General features: G+C 52.9%; 29 protein-coding genes. 14 read left to right on the plus strand and 15 right to left on the minus strand.

The window, feature by feature from the left end; genetic code table 11:
- Positions 1 to 29 precede the first annotated feature (29 nt).
- Positions 30 to 2,018 (minus strand): threonine--tRNA ligase, encoded by a 1,989-nt coding sequence (thrS, locus tag ABXG94_RS01470; protein WP_353533977.1) that lies wholly within the window; start codon positions 2,016 to 2,018, stop codon positions 30 to 32.
- Positions 2,019 to 2,291: 273 nt separating this feature from the next.
- On the opposite strand from thrS, the gene ABXG94_RS01475 reads away from it, so the two are divergent.
- On the plus strand, positions 2,292 to 3,032 hold the full coding sequence (locus tag ABXG94_RS01475; protein WP_353531878.1) for an alpha/beta hydrolase: 741 nt from the start codon (positions 2,292 to 2,294) through the stop codon (positions 3,030 to 3,032).
- Positions 3,033 to 3,059: 27 nt separating this feature from the next.
- On the plus strand, positions 3,060 to 3,776 hold the full coding sequence (locus ABXG94_RS01480) for an alpha/beta fold hydrolase (protein ID WP_353531879.1): 717 nt from the start codon (positions 3,060 to 3,062) through the stop codon (positions 3,774 to 3,776).
- A gap of 28 nt (positions 3,777 to 3,804) precedes the next feature.
- On the opposite strand, the gene phaZ is transcribed toward ABXG94_RS01480, so the two are convergent.
- Positions 3,805 to 5,109 carry a polyhydroxyalkanoate depolymerase gene (gene phaZ / locus ABXG94_RS01485; RefSeq protein WP_353531880.1) on the minus strand — a complete coding sequence of 435 codons (1,305 nt, stop codon included), beginning with the start codon at positions 5,107 to 5,109 and terminating at the stop codon, positions 3,805 to 3,807.
- 105 nt (positions 5,110 to 5,214) lie between these two features.
- Between phaZ and ABXG94_RS01490 the strand changes: the two genes are divergently transcribed.
- The 3 genes from ABXG94_RS01490 (at position 5,215) to phaR (ending at position 8,254) form a co-directional block, all read left to right on the plus strand.
- Positions 5,215 to 7,008, plus strand: a complete 1,794-nt coding sequence (locus ABXG94_RS01490) for a PHA/PHB synthase family protein (RefSeq protein WP_353531881.1) — start codon at positions 5,215 to 5,217, stop codon at positions 7,006 to 7,008.
- A gap of 130 nt (positions 7,009 to 7,138) precedes the next feature.
- Complete coding sequence (locus ABXG94_RS01495) at positions 7,139 to 7,579, plus strand: phasin, PhaP (protein ID WP_353531882.1); 441 nt, start codon at positions 7,139 to 7,141, stop codon at positions 7,577 to 7,579.
- Positions 7,580 to 7,702: 123 nt separating this feature from the next.
- On the plus strand, positions 7,703 to 8,254 hold the full coding sequence (gene phaR, locus ABXG94_RS01500; RefSeq protein ID WP_353531883.1) for a polyhydroxyalkanoate synthesis repressor PhaR: 552 nt from the start codon (positions 7,703 to 7,705) through the stop codon (positions 8,252 to 8,254).
- A 57-nt stretch (positions 8,255 to 8,311) separates the two neighbouring features.
- Here phaR and ABXG94_RS01505 read toward each other — a convergent pair whose 3' ends face one another.
- Positions 8,312 to 9,517, minus strand: coding sequence for a DegT/DnrJ/EryC1/StrS family aminotransferase (locus ABXG94_RS01505; RefSeq protein ID WP_353531884.1), 1,206 nt, complete (start codon positions 9,515 to 9,517; stop codon positions 8,312 to 8,314).
- Positions 9,518 to 9,626: 109 nt separating this feature from the next.
- Positions 9,627 to 10,310, minus strand: a complete 684-nt coding sequence (locus ABXG94_RS01510; RefSeq protein ID WP_353531885.1) for a type 1 glutamine amidotransferase — start codon at positions 10,308 to 10,310, stop codon at positions 9,627 to 9,629.
- A gap of 194 nt (positions 10,311 to 10,504) precedes the next feature.
- On the opposite strand from ABXG94_RS01510, the gene ABXG94_RS01515 reads away from it, so the two are divergent.
- Entirely contained in the window at positions 10,505 to 10,870 is a 366-nt protein-coding gene (locus ABXG94_RS01515; RefSeq protein ID WP_353531886.1) for a VOC family protein, read from the plus strand.
- A 66-nt stretch (positions 10,871 to 10,936) separates the two neighbouring features.
- Here ABXG94_RS01515 and ABXG94_RS01520 read toward each other — a convergent pair whose 3' ends face one another.
- From ABXG94_RS01520 to ABXG94_RS01545, 6 genes are all read right to left on the minus strand, one after another.
- The gene (locus tag ABXG94_RS01520; RefSeq protein ID WP_353531887.1) at positions 10,937 to 11,743 is read right to left on the minus strand and encodes an ABC transporter permease; all 807 of its coding nucleotides are present in this window, start codon (positions 11,741 to 11,743) and stop codon (positions 10,937 to 10,939) included.
- Positions 11,740 to 12,624, minus strand: a complete 885-nt coding sequence (locus ABXG94_RS01525) for an ABC transporter permease (protein WP_353531888.1) — start codon at positions 12,622 to 12,624, stop codon at positions 11,740 to 11,742. The genes ABXG94_RS01520 and ABXG94_RS01525 overlap by 4 nt, the downstream gene beginning before the upstream one ends.
- Positions 12,625 to 12,696: 72 nt before the next feature.
- Positions 12,697 to 13,416 (minus strand): transporter substrate-binding domain-containing protein, encoded by a 720-nt coding sequence (locus tag ABXG94_RS01530; RefSeq protein WP_353531889.1) that lies wholly within the window; start codon positions 13,414 to 13,416, stop codon positions 12,697 to 12,699.
- 22 nt (positions 13,417 to 13,438) lie between these two features.
- Positions 13,439 to 14,215, minus strand: coding sequence for an ABC transporter ATP-binding protein (locus ABXG94_RS01535; protein ID WP_353531890.1), 777 nt, complete (start codon positions 14,213 to 14,215; stop codon positions 13,439 to 13,441).
- Positions 14,216 to 14,422: 207 nt separating this feature from the next.
- Positions 14,423 to 14,860, minus strand: a complete 438-nt coding sequence (locus ABXG94_RS01540; RefSeq protein ID WP_353531891.1) for a tellurite resistance TerB family protein — start codon at positions 14,858 to 14,860, stop codon at positions 14,423 to 14,425.
- A gap of 260 nt (positions 14,861 to 15,120) precedes the next feature.
- A complete protein-coding gene (locus tag ABXG94_RS01545; protein WP_353531892.1) occupies positions 15,121 to 15,543 on the minus strand; it encodes a tellurite resistance TerB family protein in 423 nt (140 codons plus the stop codon).
- Between the two features lie 172 nt (positions 15,544 to 15,715).
- Here ABXG94_RS01545 and ABXG94_RS01550 point away from each other — a divergent pair, with 172 nt between their 5' ends.
- On the plus strand, positions 15,716 to 16,756 hold the full coding sequence (locus tag ABXG94_RS01550; RefSeq protein ID WP_353531893.1) for a Hint domain-containing protein: 1,041 nt from the start codon (positions 15,716 to 15,718) through the stop codon (positions 16,754 to 16,756).
- Positions 16,757 to 16,813: 57 nt separating this feature from the next.
- Here the strand turns inward: ABXG94_RS01550 and pyrG are convergent, their stop codons facing one another.
- On the minus strand, positions 16,814 to 18,457 hold the full coding sequence (pyrG, locus tag ABXG94_RS01555; protein WP_353531894.1) for a CTP synthase: 1,644 nt from the start codon (positions 18,455 to 18,457) through the stop codon (positions 16,814 to 16,816).
- A gap of 225 nt (positions 18,458 to 18,682) precedes the next feature.
- Positions 18,683 to 19,042: a preprotein translocase subunit SecG gene (gene secG / locus ABXG94_RS01560; protein WP_353531895.1), complete on the minus strand. Its 360-nt coding sequence runs from the start codon at positions 19,040 to 19,042 to the stop codon at positions 18,683 to 18,685.
- A gap of 238 nt (positions 19,043 to 19,280) precedes the next feature.
- Here secG and nthA point away from each other — a divergent pair, with 238 nt between their 5' ends.
- The 4 genes from nthA to ABXG94_RS01580 all read left to right on the plus strand — a co-directional run bounded on the left by nthA (position 19,281) and on the right by ABXG94_RS01580 (position 21,526).
- The gene (gene nthA, locus ABXG94_RS01565) at positions 19,281 to 19,889 is read left to right on the plus strand and encodes a nitrile hydratase subunit alpha (protein WP_353531896.1); all 609 of its coding nucleotides are present in this window, start codon (positions 19,281 to 19,283) and stop codon (positions 19,887 to 19,889) included.
- Positions 19,886 to 20,557, plus strand: a complete 672-nt coding sequence (nthB, locus tag ABXG94_RS01570; protein ID WP_353531897.1) for a nitrile hydratase subunit beta — start codon at positions 19,886 to 19,888, stop codon at positions 20,555 to 20,557. The genes nthA and nthB overlap by 4 nt, the downstream gene beginning before the upstream one ends.
- Entirely contained in the window at positions 20,554 to 20,895 is a 342-nt protein-coding gene (locus ABXG94_RS01575; protein ID WP_353531898.1) for a nitrile hydratase accessory protein, read from the plus strand. Before nthB ends, ABXG94_RS01575 begins: the two co-directional genes overlap by 4 nt.
- Before the next feature lie 172 nt (positions 20,896 to 21,067).
- The gene (locus ABXG94_RS01580) at positions 21,068 to 21,526 is read left to right on the plus strand and encodes a DUF2267 domain-containing protein (protein ID WP_353531899.1); all 459 of its coding nucleotides are present in this window, start codon (positions 21,068 to 21,070) and stop codon (positions 21,524 to 21,526) included.
- 106 nt (positions 21,527 to 21,632) lie between these two features.
- Here the strand turns inward: ABXG94_RS01580 and ABXG94_RS01585 are convergent, their stop codons facing one another.
- The gene (locus ABXG94_RS01585) at positions 21,633 to 22,028 is read right to left on the minus strand and encodes a DUF6524 family protein (protein WP_353531900.1); all 396 of its coding nucleotides are present in this window, start codon (positions 22,026 to 22,028) and stop codon (positions 21,633 to 21,635) included.
- Between the two features lie 85 nt (positions 22,029 to 22,113).
- Positions 22,114 to 22,413 (minus strand): YciI family protein, encoded by a 300-nt coding sequence (locus ABXG94_RS01590; RefSeq protein WP_353531901.1) that lies wholly within the window; start codon positions 22,411 to 22,413, stop codon positions 22,114 to 22,116.
- 190 nt (positions 22,414 to 22,603) lie between these two features.
- On the opposite strand from ABXG94_RS01590, the gene ABXG94_RS01595 reads away from it, so the two are divergent.
- A complete protein-coding gene (locus ABXG94_RS01595) occupies positions 22,604 to 23,899 on the plus strand; it encodes an adenylosuccinate synthase (RefSeq protein WP_353531902.1) in 1,296 nt (431 codons plus the stop codon).
- A 4-nt stretch (positions 23,900 to 23,903) separates the two neighbouring features.
- Positions 23,904 to 24,143, plus strand: a complete 240-nt coding sequence (locus tag ABXG94_RS01600) for a DUF2842 domain-containing protein (RefSeq protein ID WP_353531903.1) — start codon at positions 23,904 to 23,906, stop codon at positions 24,141 to 24,143.
- Positions 24,144 to 24,255: 112 nt separating this feature from the next.
- Here ABXG94_RS01600 and ABXG94_RS01605 read toward each other — a convergent pair whose 3' ends face one another.
- Positions 24,256 to 24,801 carry a winged helix-turn-helix transcriptional regulator gene (locus ABXG94_RS01605; protein ID WP_353531904.1) on the minus strand — a complete coding sequence of 182 codons (546 nt, stop codon included), beginning with the start codon at positions 24,799 to 24,801 and terminating at the stop codon, positions 24,256 to 24,258.
- 39 nt (positions 24,802 to 24,840) lie between these two features.
- Here ABXG94_RS01605 and ABXG94_RS01610 point away from each other — a divergent pair, with 39 nt between their 5' ends.
- Positions 24,841 to 25,221 (plus strand): VOC family protein, encoded by a 381-nt coding sequence (locus ABXG94_RS01610; protein WP_353531905.1) that lies wholly within the window; start codon positions 24,841 to 24,843, stop codon positions 25,219 to 25,221.
- Positions 25,222 to 25,243: the final 22 nt, after the last annotated feature.

Genomic DNA, 25,243 nt, shown 5'->3' on the forward strand with positions numbered 1-25,243 from the left:
TAAGAAACGGTGAATTGTTACAATATGGCCTAGAGTTGGTCTGGCGCGGTGGCCTCGGTTTGCAGGATTGAAACAATTTCCTGCAACTCTTGCACTTTTGTTTGTTTCTCGCCCAGACGCCGCACGGAAACGGTGCGTTGATCGATCTCTTTCATGCCACAGGCCAATATCACAGGCACTTTGCCCACAGAATGTTCGCGGACTTTGTAGTTGATCTTTTCATTGCGCAGGTCAGCCTCGGCGCGCACGCCAACGGCGCGCAGGGCGGCGACAACCTCGCGGCAATAGTCATCCGCATCAGAGACAATAGAGGCCACAACCACTTGGCGTGGGGCGAGCCAGAACGGCAGTTTGCCGGCGTGTTCTTCGATCAGAATGCCGATGAAACGCTCAAACGAGCCAAGCGTCGCGCGGTGCAACATCACAGGGCGGTGCTTGGCACCGTCTTCGCCAATATAGGTTGCGTCCAGACGTTCGGGCAGATTGGCATCAACCTGTAGCGTGCCACATTGCCAATCCCGGCCAATGGCGTCGGTTAGGGTGAATTCAAGCTTTGGACCATAGAACGCGCCTTCGCCTTCGAGGATTTCAAAGTTATGTCCAGCTGCCTGACAGGCATCGCCAAGCGCCTTTTCCATCTGGTCCCAGGTTTCATCAGAACCAATGCGCTTTTCAGGGCGGGTCGACAGTTTGATGCTCCAGTCGTTAAAGCCAAGGTCGCTGTAGATTTTGGACAGAAAGTCGATGAAGATTTTGGTTTCGGAGGTGATCTGATCATCGGTGCAGAAGATGTGGCCATCATCTTGGGTAAAGCCGCGCACCCGCATGATGCCGTGCAAGGCCCCAGATGGTTCATAGCGTGCGCAAGAGCCAAATTCTGCCATACGCAATGGCAGGTCACGATAGGATTTCAGACCCTGATTGAAAATTTGCACATGACACGGGCAGTTCATTGGCTTGAGCGCGTTGACGGCTTTTTCACGGGCGTGTTCTTCGTCAACTTCGACGATGAACATGTTTTCTTGGTACTTGTCCCAGTGACCGGATTTTTCCCATAACTTGCGGTCTACCACTTGTGGGGTGTTGACCTCGACATAGCCGCCCACGCGTTGTTTGCGACGCATGTAGTCTTGTAGTTCGGTATAGACGGTCCAGCCATTTGGGTGCCAAAAGATCTGACCCGGAGCCTCTGGTTGCATGTGGAACAGGTCCATCTCGCTGCCCAGTTTGCGGTGGTCGCGTTTGGCGGCCTCTTCCAGCATATGCAGGTGTTTTTTCAGGTCTTCTTTGTTTTTGAAGCCCACACCGTAGATGCGTTGCAACATGGCGCGATCGCTGTCGCCGCGCCAATAGGCCCCGGCCACGCTCATCAGTTTAAAGCCATCAGCGGGCACTTGGCCGGTATGTTGCAAATGGGGGCCGCGGCAAAGATCTTGCCAGTCGCCATGCCAGTACATGCGCAAGGGTTCGTTGCCGGGAATGGCATCGATCAGCTCTACTTTGTATGGCTCATCACGGTCTTGGTAATATTTGATGGCAACATCACGCTCCCAGACTTCGGTCCGCACCGGGTCACGTTTGTTGATGATCTCTTTCATCTTTTTCTCGATCGCACCAAGATCTTCTGGTGTGAAGGGCTCTGAACGATCAAAATCGTAATACCAGCCGTGTTCAATCACTGGCCCAATGGTGACTTTGACGTCAGGCCAGAGTTCTTGCACCGCGCGCGCCATGATGTGGGCGCAGTCGTGACGGATCAGTTCAAGCGCTTCGGCGTCGCTGTCTTTGAGCGTGTTGATGGCGATGGCCGCGTCAGATGGGATGGGCCAAGCCAGATCCCAGTGCTGACCGTCAACGGTGGCAGAGATGGCTTTTTTGGCGAGCGATGACGCGATGGAGGCTGCGACCTCGGCAGGGGTGACGCCTGCGTCATAGGAACGTGCATTGCCATCGGGGAAAGTTAGGGAAATTGATTTTTTATCGACGTCATTCAGTTTAGTTACAAATTCAGTCGACATATAGCCAATTTTATTTTCGGTTGCCATTCTATGGCCTCCTCGTCAGTTTGGCGCCCACGGAACGCCCGGTTGCGGGTATATGGTTCGTCGCTTTAGTGGCCTGAGATCTGCGGTGTGTCAACCGGGCATGAGGGGTTTTACCCCTCCGGCTGAAACAGGGTTTCATCCTCCTCCCCAGAGTATTTTTGCAAAGGTGAAGCGGCAGGTGGCTTATGGCTTTGACGGTCTTGGGTTTCTCGGGTTTAAGAAGACGGGATAATGAAGGGGTGCATCGTGACTGATTTTATCAAAACGCCGCAGGGGCGGCGCATTGCCTATCACAAGACCGAGGGCAAGGGACCTTGTGTGGTGTTTTTGGGTGGGCTGAAATCGGACATGCAGGGCACCAAAGCTGTGCATCTAGAGGCCTGGTGTCAGGCGCAGGGGCGTGGGTTTCTGCGATTTGACTATTCTGGACATGGGGAGAGTTCTGAGGCGTTTGAGGATGGCTGCATTGGAGATTGGCACGAGGATTCTATTTTTGCTGTCAACAACTTGGTGGATGGTCCTTATGTATTGGTCGGCTCGTCTATGGGCGGGTGGCAGGCGCTTTTGCTGGCGCGGGCGCAGCCTGAACGCTTGGCGGGTTTGGTGACCATTGCGGCGGCCCCGGATTTTACAGAGGACGGCTATTGGGCCAATTTCAACGACACCCAAAAGGCAGAGCTTGAGACGGTGGGACATGTGGCGCTGCCCAGCGATTATATGGAGCCTTACATCATCACCAAGCGCATGATTGAAGATGGACGCAGGCGGTTGGTTTTGCGCGATCCGCTGGTATTGCGGTGCGCGGTGCGGTTTTTGCAAGGCACCAAGGATACAGCTGTGAGCACGGCCACTGCGGTGCGGCTTTTGGAGCACGCGCAGGGTGATGATATGCGGTTGTCCTTGATTAAAGGGGCGGACCATCGGTTTTCTGACGCGGTGTGTTTGGGATTGATAGAAGAGGCTGTCGCCGAGGTTTTAGGCTGCTGATTGACCATTTTAGAGCGGAGGCCTTGCATGGCAGAAGCGATTGTATTCTTACCGGGTATTTTATGTGACGCGCGGCTGTTTGGGCCTCAGATTGCGGAATTATCAGCGCAGTTCACGGTGATCAGCGCGCCGGTCGCTGCAGATGACACAATGACAGCGATGGCGACGCGCGCCCTGAACAGTTTGCCAAACCAGTTTGCCCTGGTGGGGGCCGGATTGGGCGGTGTTGTGGCGATGGAAATTTTGCGACTTGCGCCCGAGCGGGTCACGCGTCTTTGTTTGATAGCGACCTCGCCTTTGCAGGGGGTGCCGCTGGAAACGCTTGCCTATGAGCCTTTACTTGTTGCCGCGCGGGCGGGGCGTATTGATGAGGTTGTGACGCATTTATCAGGCCATGATCCGGCCAAAGCGCAGGTGATTGATGCGGATGTTTTGGCATTGCTGCAGGATATGGCGCTGGCCATAGGTGTGCCGGGCTTTGTCAATCAGGTGCGTGCGGTGCAGCGACAGCAGGATATGCAAGCGGTTTTGCGCAAATCAAACTGCCCAACGCAGATCATTTTTGGATTGGATGATCCGTTTATCATGCCCAAGCGCTATGAGACTTTGGCGGCGTTTATACCGGATGCGCAGCTGACGGCATTGCCGCATGCCAGCGTGGTGCCAAGTCTGGAAGCGCCAGCCGAGGTTACGCGGGCCTTAAAGGCGTGGATGGCGCGGCCGCTGGTGCTGCGCCATTCTTAGGAATTGTACATCGGATCTGCAGCGGTGTTTAGGCCGCTGCGTTTTTGTTGGCGGGCTTTTTAGGTGCCGGTTTTTTGGTCTCTCCAGCCGCCTCTTTTGGGGGCGTGCTGTTTGTTTTGATGAAATCAAGCACCAAGGGGCGAATGTTGTTGCGCCAGCTTTTGCCCGCAAAAATGCCGTAGTGGCCAGCCTCTGGTTCCAGGTGGCTGGCTTTTTTGTCATCGGGCAGGCCGGTCAATAGATCAAGCGCAGCCACACATTGGCCCGGGGCCGAGATATCGTCCTTGGCACCTTCGACGGTTTTGACGGCAACTGTCGTGATCTTGCTGAGGTCGATTTTATGCCCGTCGACAACAAATTCGTTGTTTGCGATTTCGCATTTTTTGAAAATCCGATCGACGGTCGAGAGATAGAATTCGGCGGGCATGTCCATGACAGCCAGATATTCATCATAGAACCGGTTGTGAGCGTCGTGATCAGAGGCTTCGCCCTTAGCGACACGTCCGATTTGATCCATGAAGGCCTGCGAGTGACGCTCGGCATTCATCGACATGAAAGATTGCAGTTGCAAAAGCCCGGGATAGACTTTGCGGCCCACACCGTTGTATTTGAAACCAACCCGCTGAATCATGGTTTCTTCGAGTTGCCCCATGGTGACACTATGGCCAAAGTCGGTGACATCTGTTGGGCTGGCCGAAGGATCGATTGGCCCGCCGATCAGGGTCAGGGTGCTGGGCTGCGCATCGGGATCTTGTTCAGCCAAATATGCCGTGGCTGCCAGCGTTAACGGGGCAGGTTGGCAGACGGCAATAACATGAGTGTCTGGACCAAGGTGGCGCATGAAATCAACAAGATAAAGCGTGTAGTCTTCGACATCAAATTTGCCGCTGCTGACGGGAATGTCGCGGGCATTGTGCCAGTCAGTCACATAGACTTCACAATCAGGCAGTAGCGAGATGACGGTGGATCTGAGAAGCGTAGCGTAGTGACCTGACATTGGCGCGACAAGCAAGACTTGGCTGCGCCGACGTTTGCGACCCAGGACAGAGAAATGCAACAAATCGCCAAAATCGCGTTCGACGACCGTTTCAATCTGAACAACGTGGTCTTTGCCATCTTCGCAGGTAAAGGAATGAATGCCCCAGTCGGGTTTGGTTACCATGCGCGCAAAGGTGCGCTCGGTGACTTCGCCCCAGGCAGCCATCCAGTTCAACGCCGGGTTAGGGATCATCGAAAACATCGGGTAAGAAGCCATGGCCAAGGCAGAGGCTCCAAGCCACTGATTGGTATTGCGAACCGTTTCCATCATGTCGTACGTGGCCATGTAGCGCATTGGCTTCTCCTGTTTTTTCCCGTTATGCTCGTAACATAATGTCGCTAAGGGGCTCGACTTTAAATTTATGCTGCGTAGCAGCGAAGATAGGGTGTGGAAATTCATATGACAACTGACGACGATGCCGCAGTCGCAAAAATTGACAAACTAACTGAAAATTTGACAAAAGTTGAAGAATTAACTCAGCGTTTAGTTGAATTGATGGCGTCCAGAAAGCCCTTAAGGAGAGAGTTGAACGCTCCGAATCAAGAAGTTTTTACAAATGCTGCAACCGCGTATTGGGCGGATATGGTGCAAAATCCAACCAAGTTGTTGGAACAACAAATGGAATTCTGGGGCAAGTCCGTTCAGCATTATGTGGACGCGCAACAAGTGCTTGCTCAGGGGGAAGCAGAACCTAAATCCGACGACGGCCCACCTGATCGGCGATTTTCAAATCCGCTTTGGCAAAGCAACCCCTATTTCAAGTTTATCAAGCAACAGTATTTGCTAAACGCAGAAACCATTCGCACCGCGGTGGACTCTCTTGAGGATATTTCTCCGACCGAACAACGACGGTTGAAGTATTTCTCTGATCAGATCGTCGAGATGATGGCTCCGACAAATTTTCTAGGCACCAACCCTGATGCGCTAGAACGAGCGGTTGAAACCGAGGGCCAGTCCTTAATCACCGGGTTGCAGAACCTGATTGGCGATCTAGAAGCAAACAATGGAGAGTTGATTGTGCGCTTGGCGGATGAAACCGCTTTTAAGCTTGGCGAGAATATTGCGACCACGCCGGGTAAGGTGGTGTTTCGCAATAGCATGATGGAATTGATCCAATACACTCCTACAACCGAACAGGTACACGAGATACCTCTGGTGATTTTTCCGCCATGGATCAACAAGTTTTATATTCTGGATCTTAAAGCGAAAAACAGCATGATCAAATGGTTGGTTGATCAAGGATATACGGTGTTTATCGTCAGCTGGATGAACCCTGACTACAGCCAGACTCAAGTGGGTTTGGAAGATTATATTGAAGAGGGGTATCTGGCGGCCATCAGCGAAGTGAAAAAACTGACCAAACAGAAACAAGTGAACGCAGTCGGCTATTGTATTGCGGGCACCACGTTACATTTGACCCTGGCCTTAATGAAAAAACGCGGTGACACCTCTGTGAAATCTGCGACCTTCTTTACCACGCTGACTGATTTTGTGGATCAGGGTGAATTCACGCCTTTCTTGCAAAATGACTTTATCGACGGAATTGACGATGAAGTGCAGGAAATGGGGCTTTTACGGTCGTTTATTATGCAGCGCACATTCAGCTTTTTGCGCTCTAATGATCTGGTGTATGGGCCAGCCATCAAAAGTTATATGATGGGAGAGGCCCCGCCAGCCTTTGACTTGCTGTATTGGAATGGCGATGGATCAGGATTGCCTGGAGTGATGGCGATGCAGTATTTGCGCGGACTGTGTCAGCGCAATGAGTTTGTGAAAGACGGGTTTAAACTCTTGGGCGAGACGCTGCATATCAAGGATGTCAGTCTGCCTATTTGTTCTGTCACTTGCGAAACAGATCACATTGCGCGCTGGAAAGACTGTTATGTCGGGTTTCAGCAAACCTCGAGCCGGTCAAAAACATTTATCGTGTCCCAGTCAGGTCATATCGCCGGTATTGTGAACCCACCAAGCAAAAAGAAATACGGCCATTACACCAATAAAAATCTTAAGCAGGGTGCAGATGATTGGATGAAGACAGCTGAATTCACCGAAGGGTCCTGGTGGCCCCGATGGGATACCTGGTTGTCAGGCAAGTCTGGCAAGATGATTGCGGCACGAGATCCGGGTGATTCGGAACATCCGGCACTGGAAGATGCGCCTGGTAGCTATGTTAAGGTTCCGGCAACACGTTGATTTTAAAAGGTATAGTAAATTTTTCTGCAGTGCAGCATAAAAATACTTGAAATGCCGCATCGCAGAAAGCATATTGTTTGCAGATGCAGAAAACGCGGGATTGGCCCGCTCCATCGAAAGGAATTGTAAAATGGCTAAAACACAAGACATGAATGCCGTTCTGAAAGACATGATGGGTGCCTTCCCGGTAGACACCTCCGCTCTGGAAGACGCATATAAGAACACTGCGGCGCTGAACGAAAAATTCGCGAACGTGGCTTTGGAAGCAGCTGAAAAATCTTCCGAGATTTCCAGCAGCTGGACAAAAGACACTCTGTCGAAAATGGCAGATATGTCCAAAGCTAAAGCAGAGCCTGCTGATTATGCAAAAGCGATCACTGACTTCGCATCTGCACAAGCCGAAGTTGCTGCTGAAAATATGGCGGCTTTCGCCGAAGTTGCGAAAAAAGTTCAAGCAGAAACTGTTGAGCTGATGATGTCTGCTTCTAAAGAAGCAACAGAAGAAGCAACTGCAGCTGTTAAAAAAGCAACTGCTGACGCGACTGCGGCTGCGAAAAAAGCGGCTAAGTAATATCTGGTTCAGATCTAGGGATCTGACGCAATAAGTATAGGGCGTGCCGCTGGCGCGCCCTTTCTTTTTGTTCTGCACTCGCATAAGCTGTTCTGCAACGCGGCACAATGAGGGGAATGGCACGTGGCAGAGACCGAGAAACCGCTTTTGATTAAGCGCTATGCAAGCCGCCGGCTGTATAATACTGAGACCAGCGATTATGTAACGTTGGACGACATCGCCAGTTTCATCCGGGATGGTCGCGAAGTGCAGATCGTCGATCTGAAAACCGGTGATGATCTGACCCGTCAATATTTGCTGCAAATCATCGCGGAACACGAAAGCCGTGGCGAAAATATGTTGCCAGTCAACGTGTTAAACGATCTTGTGCGTTCCTACACCAATCAGGCCAGCAGCGTCGTTCCACAGTTTCTGGCCCAAAGCTTTGAGATGCTGCGCGAAGGGCAATCAAAGATGATGGAAAACATGACCACCATCAATCCGGTCAATCCGTTGGCCGCATTGCAAGCGCAGCAAGAAGCGTTTCTGAAGGCGATGTCCGGTGGAATCGGCAATTGGCCTGGGAACACAAGCCCTGCCGAAGAAGATGCGGGTGCATCCAGCAATTCTGAGAACCTGGATGATATCAAAAAGCAGTTGGCAGAGTTGCAAGCAAAGCTTTCAAAGCTGTCCTAGCCGTTTGTCATCAGTATTAGGAATATGGCGCGTCCTATGGGGCGCGCTTTTTTTGATTTATTCGGCTGCTGTTGGCAGCATCACATCATCCATCGCGTCCAAAAGGGTGCAGGCGATGACGTCAAGTTCGGGCCGCGTGAGGCGTGCTGGCAGGCGCACGTCGCAAGCATGCATCAGCATCTTGCGGGTTTGGGGCAAATTTGGTGTTTCACCCAGAAACTGCCAGTTCCAAAAGGCGCGTGCATTGTCTTGCGAAGCCCCGAAAACCTGAACTTTGATACCCCTGTTTTGGGCGGCTTGTTGGTAGGCGGCGACTTGGTTTCCGCTCATGCCCTGCAGATTAAACTGAATGCTGTCGGGGGCACGTTCTTCGGGTGCGAGTTTTGGTGGCACCGAGATCCATGCATTTTGGTTTAGTTTATCTGCAACATAATCGTGGTTGGCGCGCCCGTCGCGAATGCGGCGCGGCAATTCGGCGAGTTGCGGGCGGATGATGGCAGCCGAAAGGTTGCTAAGACGCAGATTATAAAGCGGAAGTTTGTTTTGCCAACGTGCAAAGGCATTGGCCAAATCACTGGTGTTGTCGCCCGGTTTTGCTTTGTGTTTTTGCCAGTTGTGTTCATAGGCCCCGGACATGATCACTGCGCGCGCAACCAAATCGGCATCATCGGTGACTAGAATACCGCCTTCGCCGGAATTCAAAAGCTTGTAGGATTGGAATGAAAAGCAGCCGATCTTACCAATCGTTCCAATGTTGCGGCCGTGCCATGTGGTGCCAACGGAATGGGCCGCGTCTTCGATGACGGGAATGTTTTTCGCATCACAAAGTGCCATTATGGCATCCATATCAGAAGTATGGCCGCGCATATGGCTGATGATGACCGCCTGAACGTCGTCTAACCTGGCCGCAAAATCTGCGATCTCTATCCGGTAATTTCCACCTACTTCGCACAGCACCGGCACACAGTCGGCGTGAACAACAGATGACGGCACAGCGGCAAAGGTAAATCCTGGGATCAATACTTTGGCGTCGCGTGGTAGGTCTAAGGCTTTGAGAGATAGGAATAAAGCAGCAGAGCAGGACGAAACCGCAAGCGCGTATTTGCTGCCTAAAAGTTCGGAAAATTCTGACTCTAGCAACGCAACCGGCGCATCCTGTGATGCCGTATAGCGAAAAAGGTCACCGGTTTTGAGAAGGCGTTCTACTTCGGCTTGTGCAGCGGCGGGGATGGGTTCGGCAGAATATACGTCTGGCAGGGTCATAGATTTTGCTTTTCTTAAGTATTGCTTTCAAATTCGTAAATTAGGGTGATTGGGAACACGAGTCCAATCTTGAATAGGCATTCCATTTTTCAGAGTTATGGCACTTAAGTCACGCGTTGCGAGGACGGCGGAGAAAGTCAGCAATTTGATCAGCGATCACTTCGTTGGCGGTGGGGTCTGCCAATGCATCCATGACAGCATCCAATTGCTCTTGTGGGACTTTGCCGGGGCCTACAAAATCGACCAGACCTTCGATGGCATCCGGCCCAAATTCAGGGTGGCCCTGAACGGTAAATGCGCGGTCGCCATAGACGATGGCGGCATAGTCGCAGGTGCCATTAGACGCCAGCACATGAGCGCCTTGTGGTAATTCGACAACCTGGTCTTGGTGCCAGGCGTTGAGGGGCAGTTCGACACCGCCAAAGTCATAGATCTGGCGACCCACATTCCAACCACCTTTGAATTTTTCGACTTTGCCGCCAAGGGCTTGGGCGATCAGCTGGTGGCCAAAGCACACCCCAACAATGGGGCGAGATTGGGTTACTGCATCACGGATGAAATCCTCGAGAGGTGGGATCCATGCGTGGTCTTCGTAGACACCAAATTTGGAACCGGTTATGAGCCAGCCGTCGCAGACGGCAACGCTGTCGGGAAATTGGTCTTCGAACACCCGCCACACGTCAAAGGTAAAATCTTGACCGGCCAGCATGACCTTGAACATATTGTCCACGTCGCCAGTGATGTCGTGCATTTCTTGCACAAAAGAGCCTGCCTGAAGGATGCCGATTTTCATGAAATTTGTGCCTGTTCCAAAGACCTATTGTCGAGTCGGCAGAGTTTGCCATGGGCGCTTGGCGGTGACCAGATGGGAAATGGATTGGCGGTGGGGTGCTGACAAAAACTGGCAGCAATCGCTACTGACAATTTCTGGCATCATGCTGCGCTACATCCCCGTTTACGACTCAAATTTAAGTAGACGGATGGATGATGTCTAAAATGAAAATGAATTACTTTGTTGTTGGCACAAACAACATGGCGGCGGCGATTAGGTTCTATGATGGGCTGTTTAACGGGGCGGGATTGTCCAAGATGGTCGCGTCTGATCGGATGACCTATTGGCTGTGTGATGACTTTGCCTTTGCGGTGGCTTTGCCGTTTGATGGGGCACCTGCCACCAATGGCAACGGCACCATGGTTGGGTTTGCCTCTGGATCTGCAGAAGAGGTCAAGCGGTTGCATCAAAAGGCGCTTGAATTGGGCGGGGTTTGCGCGGGCGCACCATGCCAAAAGGGCCCCAAATATTCGGCCTATGTAAGAGATCTAGACAACAATAAAATCTGTCTCTCTGACTAGGGCAGGGCGCGCGCCATCGCGGCCGCAAACGGTGAGCGTGGTGAGGTCGCCCCGACCAAACCCGCTTTACCGGATCAGGTTTGGACGGATTTTTAGCTTTTTGATGGTGGCCCCAGGCAAGTGCCGGTTCAGACGGCGGTTGGCGACACCAAACAGCGTGATGACGATCAGGGTCAAGATGATGAAATACATCGCCAAAATCGGATAGGGCACAAATGGGTTGAAAGTTTTATCGGCGAAGTAGTTTGCATAGTACAGCGCGTCACCTTGTTGGCGCAGGGCTGGGAAACCAGAGAAAAACACCAGGGTTGTGGCGTGAAACAGAAAGATTGCTTCGTTGGTATAACCGGGCCAAGCAAGGCGTAACATGGTTGGAAAGGTGACGCGTTTGAAGCGGGTCCAGCCGGTCATGCCATAGGCATCGGCGGCCTCGATGTCACCTTTGGGGATCGATAAAAGCGCGCCATAAAAGATCTCGGCGGAATAGGCGGCGGTGTTGAAGAACAAAACAACCAAGGCCCCCAGCCACGCAGAGGTGAAGCTGTCAAAGAACGGGGACACGCTTTTGAGGCTGAGAAAGCAGAAGTAGCCAAAGAAGAATTGGATGAACAGAGGGCTGCCGCGGAACAAAAAGATGAACCATCGGGCGACTTGGTTGGGCAGGGCGCGTTGGCTGTATTTGCCAACGGCCAAAGCGACGGCCAGGACAAAGCCAGCGATCAGGGCGATGACGCCGAAATAGATATTCCAGAGCATGCCGGACCCGATCAGCGTGAATTGTTCACATAGCGTAAAATCATTGCGTGGCAAAAGGCGTTCGCCATAGCCCAGGGAGCGCAGACCATAGGCTTGGATAGTTTCCATACAGGTCATGCTGCGGCCTTTCTTTGAGTTTCGCCGCCCGAGGTGGCCTGACCTTTGGTGAGGCGCGCCATGATCCGATCAAGTGTCATCTCTGAGACTTTGGTGAAGCCAAGGTAAAAGACCAGCAGAGCCATGAAATACCACATGCGCCAATCGCCATGGGGGTAGTCGGTAAAGCGCGCATTTTTGGTGCCGCCAAGTTCACGTGCCCAATAGACGATGTCTTCGACGCCGAGCAGGAATAGCAGTGGTGTGGCTTTGATCAGCACCATCCAAAGGTTTGACAGGCCGGGCAGGGCAAAGACCCACATCTGCGGCACAAGGATGCGCCAGAACGATTGGCGGCGGGTCATGCCGTAGGCTTCGGCGGTTTCCATTTGTGCACGTGGCACGGCGCGCATGGCTCCATAAAGTACATTGGCAGCAAAGGCACCAAAGACGATGGAAAATGTCAGGACAGCCAGAAAGAAACCATAGGTTTCATGCACCCATTGCGGGGCGTTGCCCAGAGGCAATTTGGCGGCATCACAGACAACAAAATCAATGCCTTGGCGAACAGGTTGGTCCCAATCCGGGCATTTGATCTTGTGGCGCAGCCATTCAAAGCCCTGGTCCAGCGCAATGACAAAGAACAGAAAGAAGGCGATGTCAGGCACGCCGCGCACAATGCTGGTGTAGCCTTGGCCTAGCCAGCGCAACGGTAAGATCTTTGAGCGGGTTGCGGTTGCCGCGCCAAAACCAAACATCAGGGCCACAGGGGCGGTGATTGCCAAGAGCACCAAGACGACGAAGACCGAAATATAAAGGCTCATGTGTTTGCCTGTGGTCAGGTAACAGCTGAGCCAAGAAAAGCCTTCGAGGAGGGATGGGTCGGTGCAATAGGAAAACATCGCATGCCTTATGCAAGGGGAGAGGGGTGGTCTGCGGAAAACCCCGCAGACCAATTTTAAGAGGCGGTCAGTTTACCACTGAGAGGAAACCTGCCATTTGGCGATCAGCGTGTTTAGCGTGCCGTCGTCTTTCATAGACTTGATCGCCACGTCAAACTTGCCGCGCAGATCCGCATCAGACTCGCGCAGACCCATGCCAACGCCGCCGCCAATGGCTTCGGAACGCTCTAGCATCACCAGACCATCCGTGCCCGCGACAGTGTCAAGGAAGGACTGATCAGCCAGAACCGCATCTGCTTCGCCGTTGCGCACGGCTGCGACGGTTTCTTCAGGGGTTGCGAATTCGATCAAGGTCCAGCCTTGTTCCGCGATAAACGCCGCTTGCAATGTCGAAGCCTGCGCCGCGATGATGCCGGTGGTCACGTCAACGCCTGCGTCAAGCGCAACATAGGTTGAGGGATCTGGTGGTGTGTAGGGTTGGGTGAAGTCAATGACGGCTTCGCGTTCGTCGGTGATGGACATGCCGGCGATGATCACGTCGTAGTTTCCAGATACGAGGTTCGGGATGATGGAATCCCAGTCGTTTTTGACCCATTCACATGTTAGTTCGGCGCGGGTGCACAACTCGTCGCCCAGCTCGCGTTCGAACCCGTCGATTTCGCCCTTGTCGTTTACAAAGTTCCAAGGCTCGTATGCGCCTTCGGTACCAAGGCGCACAACGGAATGTCCGTCGGCCATGGCAAAGCCAGCGGAGAGTGCAAGCGCCGCTGTGCTAAGGATAAGGTTCTTCATGGTATTCGCTCCCTTAGTTGATTTATGCGTAGTCAGTTGAAGACAGAAACTGCTTCAACCGATCGGATTTTGGTGCGCCAAATAGTGTTTCTGGCGGGCCTTCCTCCTCGATCAAGCCTTGATGCAAGAACACCACGTGGCTTGAAATATCGGCAGCCATTTTCATATCGTGGGTCACGATAAGCATGGTGCGTCCCTCGGCTGCGAGGGATTTAATCACTTTGATGACCTCTTGTTCCAATTCGGGATCAAGGGCGGATGTGGGTTCGTCAAACAACAGGGCCTGAGGCTCCATGCACAGACCGCGCGCGATGGCAGCGCGTTGTTGTTGACCACCGGACAGCTGGGCTGGGTAGGCGTCACATTTGTCACCGATGCCGACCTTGGCGAGGTACTCGCGCGCCTTGGCTTCGACCTCTGCTTTGTCACGGCCCAGCACGGTGACGGGGGCCTCCATGACATTCTGCAAAATGGTCATATGGGCCCAGAGGTTAAATTGCTGAAAGACCATCGACAGGTTTGTTCGGATGCGAATGACTTGTTTCGCGTCGCCTGGCACGCGGTTGGAACCGCTGCCTTTCCAGGTTACTGGTTCGCCGTTGAACAGGATCTCGCCTTGTTGGCTGTCTTCCAGCAGGTTGGCGCAACGCAAAATGGTGGATTTGCCAGACCCTGAACTGCCAATCAGAGAAACGACGTCTCCTTTGTGGGCTTTGATATCAACGCCCTTGATCACTTCAAGGTCGCCATAGGCTTTGTGTAAGCCACGGATTTCAAGCACCGGAGTCAGGTCGGTCAATTCAGCAGTTCCCCGTCATTCTTTGTTATTTACCAATTGGTATCTTTTTTATGGAAACCACTTGGACCGAAAAAATAGAGGAATGCAACTCGCAAAATGACGACAGGCGCGTCTAGATGAGCGAAATGACGGGATAAACATCTAAATTGACGGATGTGCGTCGACGGCCAATTTGCGTATTGCGGCAAGTGAGCGCAGGAAATCTGCTTAGCGGGCAGCGATCCGTTGGCGTGCCAACGCGCTGTCGCGGTCGCTGATTCCCAATAGATTGGCTGCCAAACGGACAATTGTTTCCTCATGCGCGTCGCGCTCTCCGTCGACCATGACCACTTGCCAAAGCGCCTCGATCACGCCGATGCGGTCTTCGTAGTCGACGGCATCTTTGATCGCGCGGGTGAAACGCACGGTGTCTGGCGCTTCTGCTTCGAGGGTTTCAGCGTCATTGCGCAAGGCTGTGGCCTCAAACGGAGACAGACCATAGCGCTGCTTTGTGATGCGGTCGATCCGCTCGATTTCAGCTGGGGCATAGTCGCCGTCTGCGCGGGCAATGCGCACCAAAAGCGCAGTCAAAGCAAGCCGTGCGTCGGTGTCATTGAGCGGGGCGGGGGCGGGCGCAGTCAGGCGCTTGAGAAAATCAGCAAACATAGATGATAGATCGGCCTTGGTGAGGGAAAGGTCAAGCCATGGTCACGGGCTTTCATTTTGAAAATAGTATTGCGGCAAACCTGTCTGCCATTTATCCATGTAAATTCATGCATGAAACGCAGGACCCTGTCGGTTTCTCAAGTTCAATTATGGTGTTTGTCTTTGCGCTTGCCGAGTTTGAGGCAGGGTCTGGATTTACACAATTTGCCAAAGGCGTTGCCCAAATGCAGCCGCAATTGCGGCCGCGCAAAACTATAGACTTAAGGTGCAGGGCTGTCGGCTGGGGCAATGCCAAGATGCCCCTCGATTTCATGCAAAGCTGCGTCTTCTTCGGGGGTGTCACGGCCATCCGCCAAGATGACTTTCCATAGCGCATTCACCATTTCCAGCCGATGGGCATAATCGACATGTTCGCGGATCAGCAGAGCGAAATCCGGTGTGCCAGGAGCCTGAGCTTCGAGTTTTTCGCATGTTGCGCGCATTTTTGCAGCTTCTACAGCATTGATATTAAACGAATTTGATAGAATCTTGTCAATTTCCCCTATTTCAGTCACGTGGTATTCACGATCAGACTTTGCAACACGCACCAATAGCGCACCCAGCGCGAGCTGTTCATCGGGCTCTGGCAAGGGCTGCTGGGTTCTGGGTTTTCCTTTTAGGCGGGTTATCAGGCCATCCCACATGTGTATTCCTCCCCTGCGTGTGTCGCGAACTTCTAGGTCAATGTGGAAGAGTATTGCGGCCAATGCAATCCCAGCTTTAGGGGGAATTGCCACATTTCTGCCTCATTTGTTCCGCAAAAACGGCGACGCTATTTGCGCCAGAACGGCGCGCGTAACCTTAGGCCAGACAAGAATGCCCGTTTTTTATATTTACAGCCGCAAGGATTTCCGTGGGGGATTGCCCAAGGAATCTGGCGGAACGGCCAAAGGCGATGGCATGTTCAGGTTGCGGTTGAAACCGGGGGCAGAGCCAACGCGCGTGGAAATTCTTGACGATGACGCGGTTTTTCATGAGCTCGATAACAATCAGGTTCTTGCGCAAGATATTGATCTGGATGGCAAGGCCTATGCGGCTGGCACCACAGTGCAAGCTGCCTATGATTTGACAAATACAACTACAGGCCATCGGGTGACCTCATTGCATTTGGGTGGCAATGGCCATCAACAGGGGCAGGTACATGGCTTGGTGTCTTCTGAACCGCTGGACGTGGGCACACCTTATTATTTTGACCACCGCCAGACCTCGTATCTGAAGGAAAACAAATACGAGGATTATGTGGCTTGTTTTGTGCAAGGCACTCGTATCGCGACAGATGCCGGGGAAGTGCCAGTTGAGGAACTGCGGGCAGGGGACCGGGTGGCTTTGCATGACGGTGGCTATGCTGTGCTGCGCTTGCCACTGCATCGCGAAGTCTCGGTAAGAGAGCTAAGGCGCAATATGAATTTGTGCCCCGTTCGGGTGACAGCTGGTGCCTTGGGATTGGGTTTGCCAAAGCGTGATCTGGTTGTTTCGCCGCAGCACCGCATGCTGTCAAATTCGCCAATATGCAGACGCATGTTTGATGAAGATGAAGTCTTTGTTGCAGCTAAGAAGTTGACTGCATTGCCAGGAGTTTATGTGGATCACGCGCTGGAAGGCGTTGTTTATTATCATCTGGTTTTTGCAGCCCATGAGTTGATCGTGGCCGAGGGGGCTCCGACTGAAAGCTTTTATTGTGGACCAAATGCTCTGGCGAGCTTGAGTGAGGATGCGCGTTTGGAAATGGCGGCGCTATTTCCAGATCATGTAGAAAATTCAAGTATGCCTGAAATGGCGCGATTTGCGCCGAACGAAAAACTGCAGAAGCAGTTGGTGCAGCGGCATCAGAAAAACGACAAGCCGGTTTTGGTTTGAGCCGCCGCAAAGGGAAACGCCGCGCTGTTAAGCGCGGCGTTTTGAATTTGACTTGATTTAGACGAGGCGTGAATTGTCTTTAGCCGCTCGCACAAAGTCTTTGAACAATGGGTGTGGATCAAAGGGTTTTGATTTCAATTCCGGGTGGAACTGAACGCCGATAAACCACGGGTGATCTTTCCATTCAACGATTTCTGGTAGGCGACCGTCCGGGCTCATGCCAGAAAAGGTCAAACCAGCCGCTTCGAGCTGTTCACGGTATTTGATGTCAACTTCATAGCGGTGGCGATGGCGTTCTTCGATCTGAGTACCGCCATAGACTTTGGCCACATTGGAACCTTCGTTCAGTGTGGCGTTGTAAGAGCCAAGCCGCATAGTGCCGCCTTTGTTATCATTGGCTTTGCGCGTCACTTTGGCGTTGCCCTGAACCCATTCCTTGAGGTGGTAAACCACAGGTTCGAAACGTTTCTTACCAGCTTCGTGATCAAATTCTTCAGAGCCAGCATCTGCAACGCCAGCAACGTTACGCGCAGCTTCGATGACAGCCATTTGCATGCCAAGGCAGATGCCCAGATATGGGATTTTGTGTTCACGAGCAAATTGCGCTGCTTTGATTTTACCTTCGGTGCCGCGTTCGCCAAAACCGCCGGGGACCAGAATGGCGTCATAGCCTTGCAGGTGAGGCGCTGCGTCTGTTTTGTCAAAGACTTCGGCGTCAACCCAATTGACGTTGACTTTGACCCGGTTGTGCATACCGCCGTGGATCAACGCCTCTTTGATGGATTTATAGGCATCTTCAAGCTGGGTGTATTTGCCTACGATGGCAACGTTCACTTCACCATCTGTGTTGTGGATGCGGTCCTGAACGTCGTACCAACGCTCTAGCTTTGGTTTTGGGGCAGGGGCGATACCAAAGGCATCCAGCACAGCCTGATCCAGACCTTCGTGGTGATATGCCAGTGGGGCTTCGTAGATCGATTTCAGATCATAGGCCGCCACAACGTGTTCTTTGCGCACGTTACAGAACAAAGCGATTTTTTCGCGTTCTTTGGCCGGGATTGGTTGTTCAGAGCGGCAAACCAGAATGTCCGGCGCGATGCCGATGGATTGCAATTCTTTGACAGAGTGCTGTGTTGGCTTGGTTTTCAATTCACCTGAGGCCGCAAGGTAGGGCAACAGAGTCAGGTGCATAAAGAGGCACTGGCCGCGGGGTTTGTCATGGCTGAATTGGCGGATGGCTTCGAAGAATGGCAGACCTTCGATATCCCCAACAGTGCCGCCGATTTCACAAAGCATGAAATCGACTTCGTCATCGCCGATGCCAATGAAGTCTTTGATTTCATTGGTGACGTGGGGCACAACCTGAATGGTTTTGCCAAGATAGTCACCGCGACGTTCGCGTTCCAGAACGTTGGAATAGACGCGGCCAGAAGAGACGGAGTCTGTCATGCGCGCCGGCACACCGGTAAACCGTTCGTAGTGACCAAGATCTAGGTCGGTTTCCGCACCATCGTCGGTGACAAAAACTTCGCCGTGTTCAAAGGGGCTCATCGTGCCGGGATCAACGTTGAGATACGGATCCAGTTTGCGCAGGCGCACTGTGTAGCCACGCGCCTGTAAGAGCGCGCCAAGTGCTGCGGATGCAAGACCTTTGCCCAGTGAGGACACAACACCGCCTGTGATGAAAATATACCGTGCCATTGGTTTGGCGACCCCCGTGATTGCCGACACGCCGAACCGGCGCGAATTGCTTGAAATTTGTAAGGCCCATAGCAGGTAAAATGCCATAGCATCACGGGACTTAAGACATAAAGGATTCGCTTGGATTTGGCAAGTGGACCGCAAGATGCTGTTGCAGTCTAACCAATAATCTCAAGGTATAGTGGTTTGCCCGCAACGCGCGGCTGGGACGTACCAAATGTGCTGTTAGTTGGCTTTTGGCACCAATGGCGCGTCGTCACCTTCGGCCGGTGGCAAAAGTTGGTCTGCGTTAGGGGCAGGCATTGTTGCGTCAGGTGCAGTCGCTTCGGTGCCGATCAGGTCGACAACGGAACTTCCAGATGCATTTTTCGCCGCAATCACTGTCAATGCAATGGATGTGCAGATAAAACAAGCGGCCAAAACCCAAGTGACTTTGCCAAGCGCTGTTGCCGCTGCACGACCTGCGTTGGCCCCGCCACCGCCGCCGCCCATGCCCAGGCCTCCGCCTTCGGATCGTTGCATAAGCACGATCCCGATCAAAGCCAGCGCGAGAAGCAGGTGTATAATCAGAACAACGTTTTCCATGGTGGCCTTGTATTTGCGAGCATTCGGAGTTTCAGCGGGGTATCTATGCAGTTTTGTCGTCTAGGGCAAGGCGCTTTCTTGTGATTAGGTCTGTTTGATAGAAGGGGCTTTGCCCCTCTCGGCGAAATCAAAGATTTCCCCGCTCACCCCAGAGTATTTGCGCAAAGGTGAATAGGGGGCTTTGGCGCAAATCAAAGTTTAGATGGACTTGTATTTGGTTTCCGTGTTGGCTGTTTTTATGCCTCATGATCATGCTCATACCCTGTTGCCGTCAGACCCTGCTTTGCGGGTTAAGGCGCTAGAGACCTTGCTGGTTCAAAAAGGCCTGGTTGATCCAGCCGCTTTGGATGCCATTATTGAGACCTATCAGCATAAGATTGGGCCGCAGAACGGCGCGCGGATTGTTGCGAAGATGTGGGTGGATGCCGCGTTTCGCGACATGATGTTGCGCGACCCCATGCCTGTGTTGCAGGAAATGGACCTGTACGGGCGTCAGGGCGAGCATATGGTGCTGCTTGAGAACACCAAAGAGGTCCACAACATGGTCGTCTGTACCCTGTGTTCCTGTTATCCGTGGCCGTTGTTGGGCATCCCGCCGGGCTGGTACAAGTCAGACGCATATCGGGCGCGCGCTGTGCGCGAGCCGCGTAGGGTGCTGGCTGAATTTGGTGTGACATTGCCGGCCAAAACATCCGTGCGGGTCTGGGATTCGACTGCCGAAATGCGATACCTTGTTGTGCCGCAGCGACCAGCGGGCACGGCGGGCTGGTCGGAGGCGGATTTGGCGAATTTGGTGACACGCGATAGTATGATCGGAACTGGGCTGTTGGTGGAGGCACAGAAATGACCCGCGTTCACGATATGGGGGGGCGCTTTGGAGACGGGGCGATTGACCCAGGTGACGATGCCATTTTTGCAAAAGAATGGCATGGGCGCGCTTTGGCTCTGAATTTGGCCGTTGGGGCCTTGGGCAAGTGGAATATTGATGTTTCTCGCCACGCGCGCGAGCGTCTTTCGCCACGCGATTATTCGCAGTTTTCCTATTATGAAAAATGGCTCGCCGGGTTGACCGATCTTATGGTGCAATATGAGGTGGTTAGTGAGGCGGAGCTGATTGCGGGAGTGGGTGCAGACGCGCCGGCGCTGGGATCGCTTTGCCTGAAAGCTGAGGCGGTGGCATCTGTTTTGGCGTCGGGTGGTCCGTCAGAGCGCCCTTCAGAGATAGCGCCTGTTTTTGACGTTGGTGATTTGGTGCAAACCCGGCGGCCTGCGCGCAATCAAAAGGTGGAAGGCGGCCATACCCGTTTGCCAGCCTATGCCGCAGGTGTCGTGGGGCGTGTGGCGCTGTATCATGGGACCCATGTTTTGCCGGACGCAAGCGCGCATGGGTTGGGGGATCAACCCGAACCGCTGTATGCTGTGGCTTTTCCTGCGGCTTCGGTGTGGGGTGTAGCGGAAAACCCCAGAGACGAAGTGGTGCTGGACCTGTGGCAAAGCTATTTGGTGCCGGTATGAGTGCGCCGCGTGTCAGATCAGCAGCACCGCCAGAGCCGGTGTTTGAAGCGCCTTGGCATGCGGAAGTGTTTGCGCTGACGGTCAATTTGAATGAGCGCGGGGCCTTTGACTGGCTAGAATGGACAGAGTGCTTGGGCAAGGCCTTAGCAGAGCAAGGCGTTGCAAACGAGCTTGATGGCGGGGATGATTATTTCACCGCCTGGGTGATCGCGCTGGAAGAGATGTTATCGGCAAAAGGCATGGCGGATGCTGCTGTATTGAAAGCGCTGAAAGAGGCGTGGACGCAGGCCTATATGAACACACCGCATGGAGAGCCGGTGAAGTTGGATGGTGGGTAGGGGGGCGAAGGGCCCGATTGAGTTTAGTAAATTTATGTCTGCTTTGAGTCCATATTGACCAATTCTGCGATCTGCACGAGTGGCAGCTATTGCGAAAGCGCTAGGCTCGACACCTCGGCCCACTTCCGGCTATATTTCGCAATAACTGAATGTGTGTGAGGTGAGACCGTCAATGCCGATGCCTTGGACATACCGCCACGCTTCCAAAGAGTGGCGCGCCTTTCTGGATGATGTGAAGGAGCGCATGTCTCTCGAATCCGACAATATGGCGTATACCGCTGTAGATGCGGTTTTGCTGGTCTTTAGACGTCGCCTGACAGCACAACAGGGCCTGGCATTCGCAAGTGTCCTTCCGGCCGTTCTTCGCGCGATTTTTGTAAAGGATTGGGATGTTTCCGAACCGCCGGTTCCATTTGTGGAGCGGCAGGCGCTCACGAATGAGGCAAAGCAAGTCCGCGTGAACCACAACCTAACACCAGACAACGCAATTGAAGCGACAGCCTGGGCAATCCGACGGTGCACCGACAATAGGGATTTCGAAAGAGTGCTGATGCAGTTACCCGACGAGGCCGTGGCGTTCTGGCATGTCGATGTCCAAGACCCTTCGGAGCTAGACCTGAGGATAATTTAGCGGCGAACGCGGACGTCCCAAATGAGACCTTGAATGTCAGATTCGTCCCGCTTAGCGGTCATATCGTAAGATTGTGAACCCCGTATTCTCAACAACTAGATATTGCTCACTCATCCACATCATCAATGTCTGCCTGACCGGACAGTTGGCGGCGCACGAGGCTCCAGCTGAGGCCGATGCCCAAAACGCAAGAGAGCGAGAAGATGCCAAGCCACGTATTGAGGGCGCGGTTTTCCAACGTCAGGATGCCCCAGTCATAAAGCACCCATAGTAGGGCGGCGACTACGGCGAGAATCAAAAACATGCCAAAGCCACCGATCGAGCGCAGAGTGGCGCGAAGGTAGATGATGTAGCCAATTGTCAATAAGAGGGCCATGAGGACCGTCACCGGCAGCTCTTCGGCGTAGTTCATCATGCTCCAGCGGACAAAGTTATAGTCCGATGGGTTGAAGGTCACTGCCAATAGAAGAAAGGCGAATATCCATCGCAGGAAAAAGCCCATCTGGTCCCCCAATGTTTTTCTAAAGCATTTGCGCAAATTTGCGGTGCGTGTCTAGGGCTTAGGGGGGGGACGGGCGATTTTTACGTCAGAGCGTGACGAGTTTGTCGTCAGATTTGCTCCAGGAAAAGATCCTAAAACTGCGGTATTGTGGATTATACAGTGGGTCTTTTTGAACAATATCAATGACATCGTCAAAATCGCAGCCTTTTACAATCCACATGCCGCCTGAATAGGGCGCGCCGGGCATGGGGCGCATATTGCCAGCGATCTTAATGCGGTTTTCGTTCTCTTGCAGAAAGGCGTGATGGGCGTCGCGGTGTTCGCGCCGGTGGCTGATCATTTCAGGCTCGTCTTCAAACAATACAACCCAATACGCGTTTGGCATACCTATACTCCCTCACTCGATCAGAGTAACGCGCATTTTTGGCCACGAAAGGTCCAGATTGTCCACCTGTGTCAGCCCAGTGTCTGTGGAAAATGCAGAATTGCAACGCAGAATGCGCGATTAGCGGTTTCCCAAGCGGCACACTGTCGTTACAAGGGCGCGGGTTTGACATCTGATTTAAGGACCGGACATGGCCAATGTTGTCGTCGTAGGCGCCCAGTGGGGCGATGAGGGTAAAGGTAAGATTGTAGACTGGCTCAGCGAACGCGCTGATGTCATCGCACGTTTCCAAGGTGGGCATAATGCCGGCCACACGCTCGTCATTGACGGCAAGGTTTACAAACTGCACGCGCTGCCATCCGGTGTTGTGCGTGGCGGTAAGCTGTCGGTCATTGGTAATGGCGTGGTTTTGGATCCGTGGCATCTGATGAAAGAGATTGCTACCGTTCAGGAGCAAGGTGTTGAAATTACACCCGAAACCCTGATGGTCGCGGAAAATACACCGTTGATCTTGCCAATTCACGGCGAGCTGGATCGCGCACGTGAAGAGGCTGCAAGCAAGGGCACCAAGATCGGCACCACCGGTCGTGGCATTGGTCCAGCGTACGAAGACAAAGTGGGCCGTCGCGCGGTCCGCGTCGCTGATTTGGCTGATCATGCCACACTTGAAGCGCGGGTTGACCGGGCCTTGCAGCACCATGATCCGCTGCGCAAAGGTCTGGGTATCGAGCCGGTTGATCGCGATGCGCTGGTTGCGCAGCTTAAAGAGATTGCAGGAAAGATTCTGCCATTTGCAGCGCCTGTTTGGAAAGTTCTGGCTGAAAAACGCAAATCCGGTAAGAGGATTTTGTTTGAAGGCGCACAGGGCGCGTTGCTGGATATCGATTTTGGCACCTATCCGTTTGTAACGTCATCCAATGTGATTGCAGGGCAGGCGGCAACTGGTGTTGGCGTTGGTCCAGGTTCTATCGACTATGTTTTGGGCATCGTGAAAGCCTATACAACCCGCGTCGGCGAAGGCCCGTTCCCAACAGAATTGGAAGATGAAGACGGCAACCGTTTGGGTGTGCGTGGCCACGAATTTGGCACCACAACTGGCAGGAAGCGTCGCTGTGGTTGGTTTGATGCCTGTCTGGTACGTCAGACATGCGCCACATCAGGTATCACTGGTATCTCTTTGACAAAGCTTGATGTTTTGGATGGGTTTGAAACGCTGAAAATTTGTGTGGGCTATGAGCTGGACGGCGAGCGTCTGGATTATTTGCCGACAGCGGCGGATCAGCAGGCGCGTTGCACGCCGATCTATGAAGAAATGCCAGGTTGGTCTGAAACCACAGAAGGCGCTCGCAGCTGGAACGACCTGCCAGCCAATGCGATCAAATATGTCAAACGCGTTGAAGAATTGATTGAGTGTCCGGTAGCGCTGTTGTCGACTTCTCCAGAGCGGGACGACACCATTCTTGTCACTGACCCTTTCGCGGATTGATCTGATGGCTTTGTCCTACAAAGCCCGTCGGCGCTGGGCAGCCTTTATCCTTTTGGTGGGGCTGCCGATCTATATTATATTGGCGACGGTACTTGCGACGGCGGTTGTTGGATGGTTTGGCCGTCCCGTCTTTTTGTTGCAGTTGGTCATCTATGTGGTCTTGGGCATTGCCTGGATCTTACCGTTCAAAAAGATTTTTCTTGGGGTTGGACAGGCAGACCCCGATGCGCCGAGCGACGAATAACAATTAAACAGAACCGCGACAAAAGGGTGGCGGTTTTTTTATGTCCGAAGCGAAGTTAGTGCCAATAACGCGAGAGTGAGAACCCTTTCGTCGGATCCAAAAAATGACCGTATTATTGAATGAAAGTGACCTCCGACGAGGTGACTTGGCTCAAGATTTCGCCAGTGTTGACCGCTGTATATATTGACCTTGGTGGCCGTGCGACTTCGTTGATTTTGCGGCACACCCAGTTTCTAGCCTCCATTGATTTTAGCGACTGAGATAAAGCGCGATCCGTTATCGGTGACAAATTCCGTTTGATTTCTATGAAATGGTGCGGAGTATGAAGGGATGCCAAAACGGGTAACGTCCACGAGCGTCGCAACAGATCTTGGTCTTCTCGTTTCGAAACTTTGTTGATTTGATGAGCAAGTTTTGCGGCGGAGGTCCCAATTTGCGTAAGTCGGAATTCTGGACGCAGTGGATGACCATAGCCAGGGTTTCGCTCGAGCAATCCTAATGCGATCAGATGATCCATACTTTGTGCGAAAGCAGTTCTGCTTGCGCCTGTTGCCGCCAATAGCGCGGCCTGCCGACCGGGGGTCCCAGAGTGCAGTTGCGAAAGAATAGGCAAAGCCCAAGCTCTTGAAGTGATGTTGACAAAAAGGTCAATGTACATAAAGTATAGTTACTATATATTTATTAAAAAGGAAAGCCTATGTCGCTCATTTCAGTAGATCAGACGATTACCATCGCAATGTCAGTCAAAGATCGCCATGTCAGCGCGAAGTGGTATGAAAACATGTTGGGTTTTGAACAGCTTTACCACGCAGACGAAGCGGGATGGTCTGAGATTAAGACAAACACAGTTGGTGTTACAATTGGTCTTGGTGAGCATACCAAACCTGCACCAGGCAACTGTGTCCCAGTTTTCGGGGTCGCTGATTTGGATGTTGCGCGACAAAAGCTGGAGCGGGCCGAAGTAAAGTTCGATGGAGAGACGGAAGTTGTTGAAGGCATGGTCAAAACCGCTACGTTTTACGATCCAGATGGAAATGCGCTGATGCTTGCTGAAGATCTGACAGCGGGAGCAAACTAAGAGAGTCAATCATCGCTGCATC

It is taken from the genome of Cognatishimia sp. WU-CL00825, assembly GCF_040364665.1.
In the GTDB taxonomy this organism is placed as follows: Bacteria; Pseudomonadota; Alphaproteobacteria; order Rhodobacterales; family Rhodobacteraceae; genus Cognatishimia.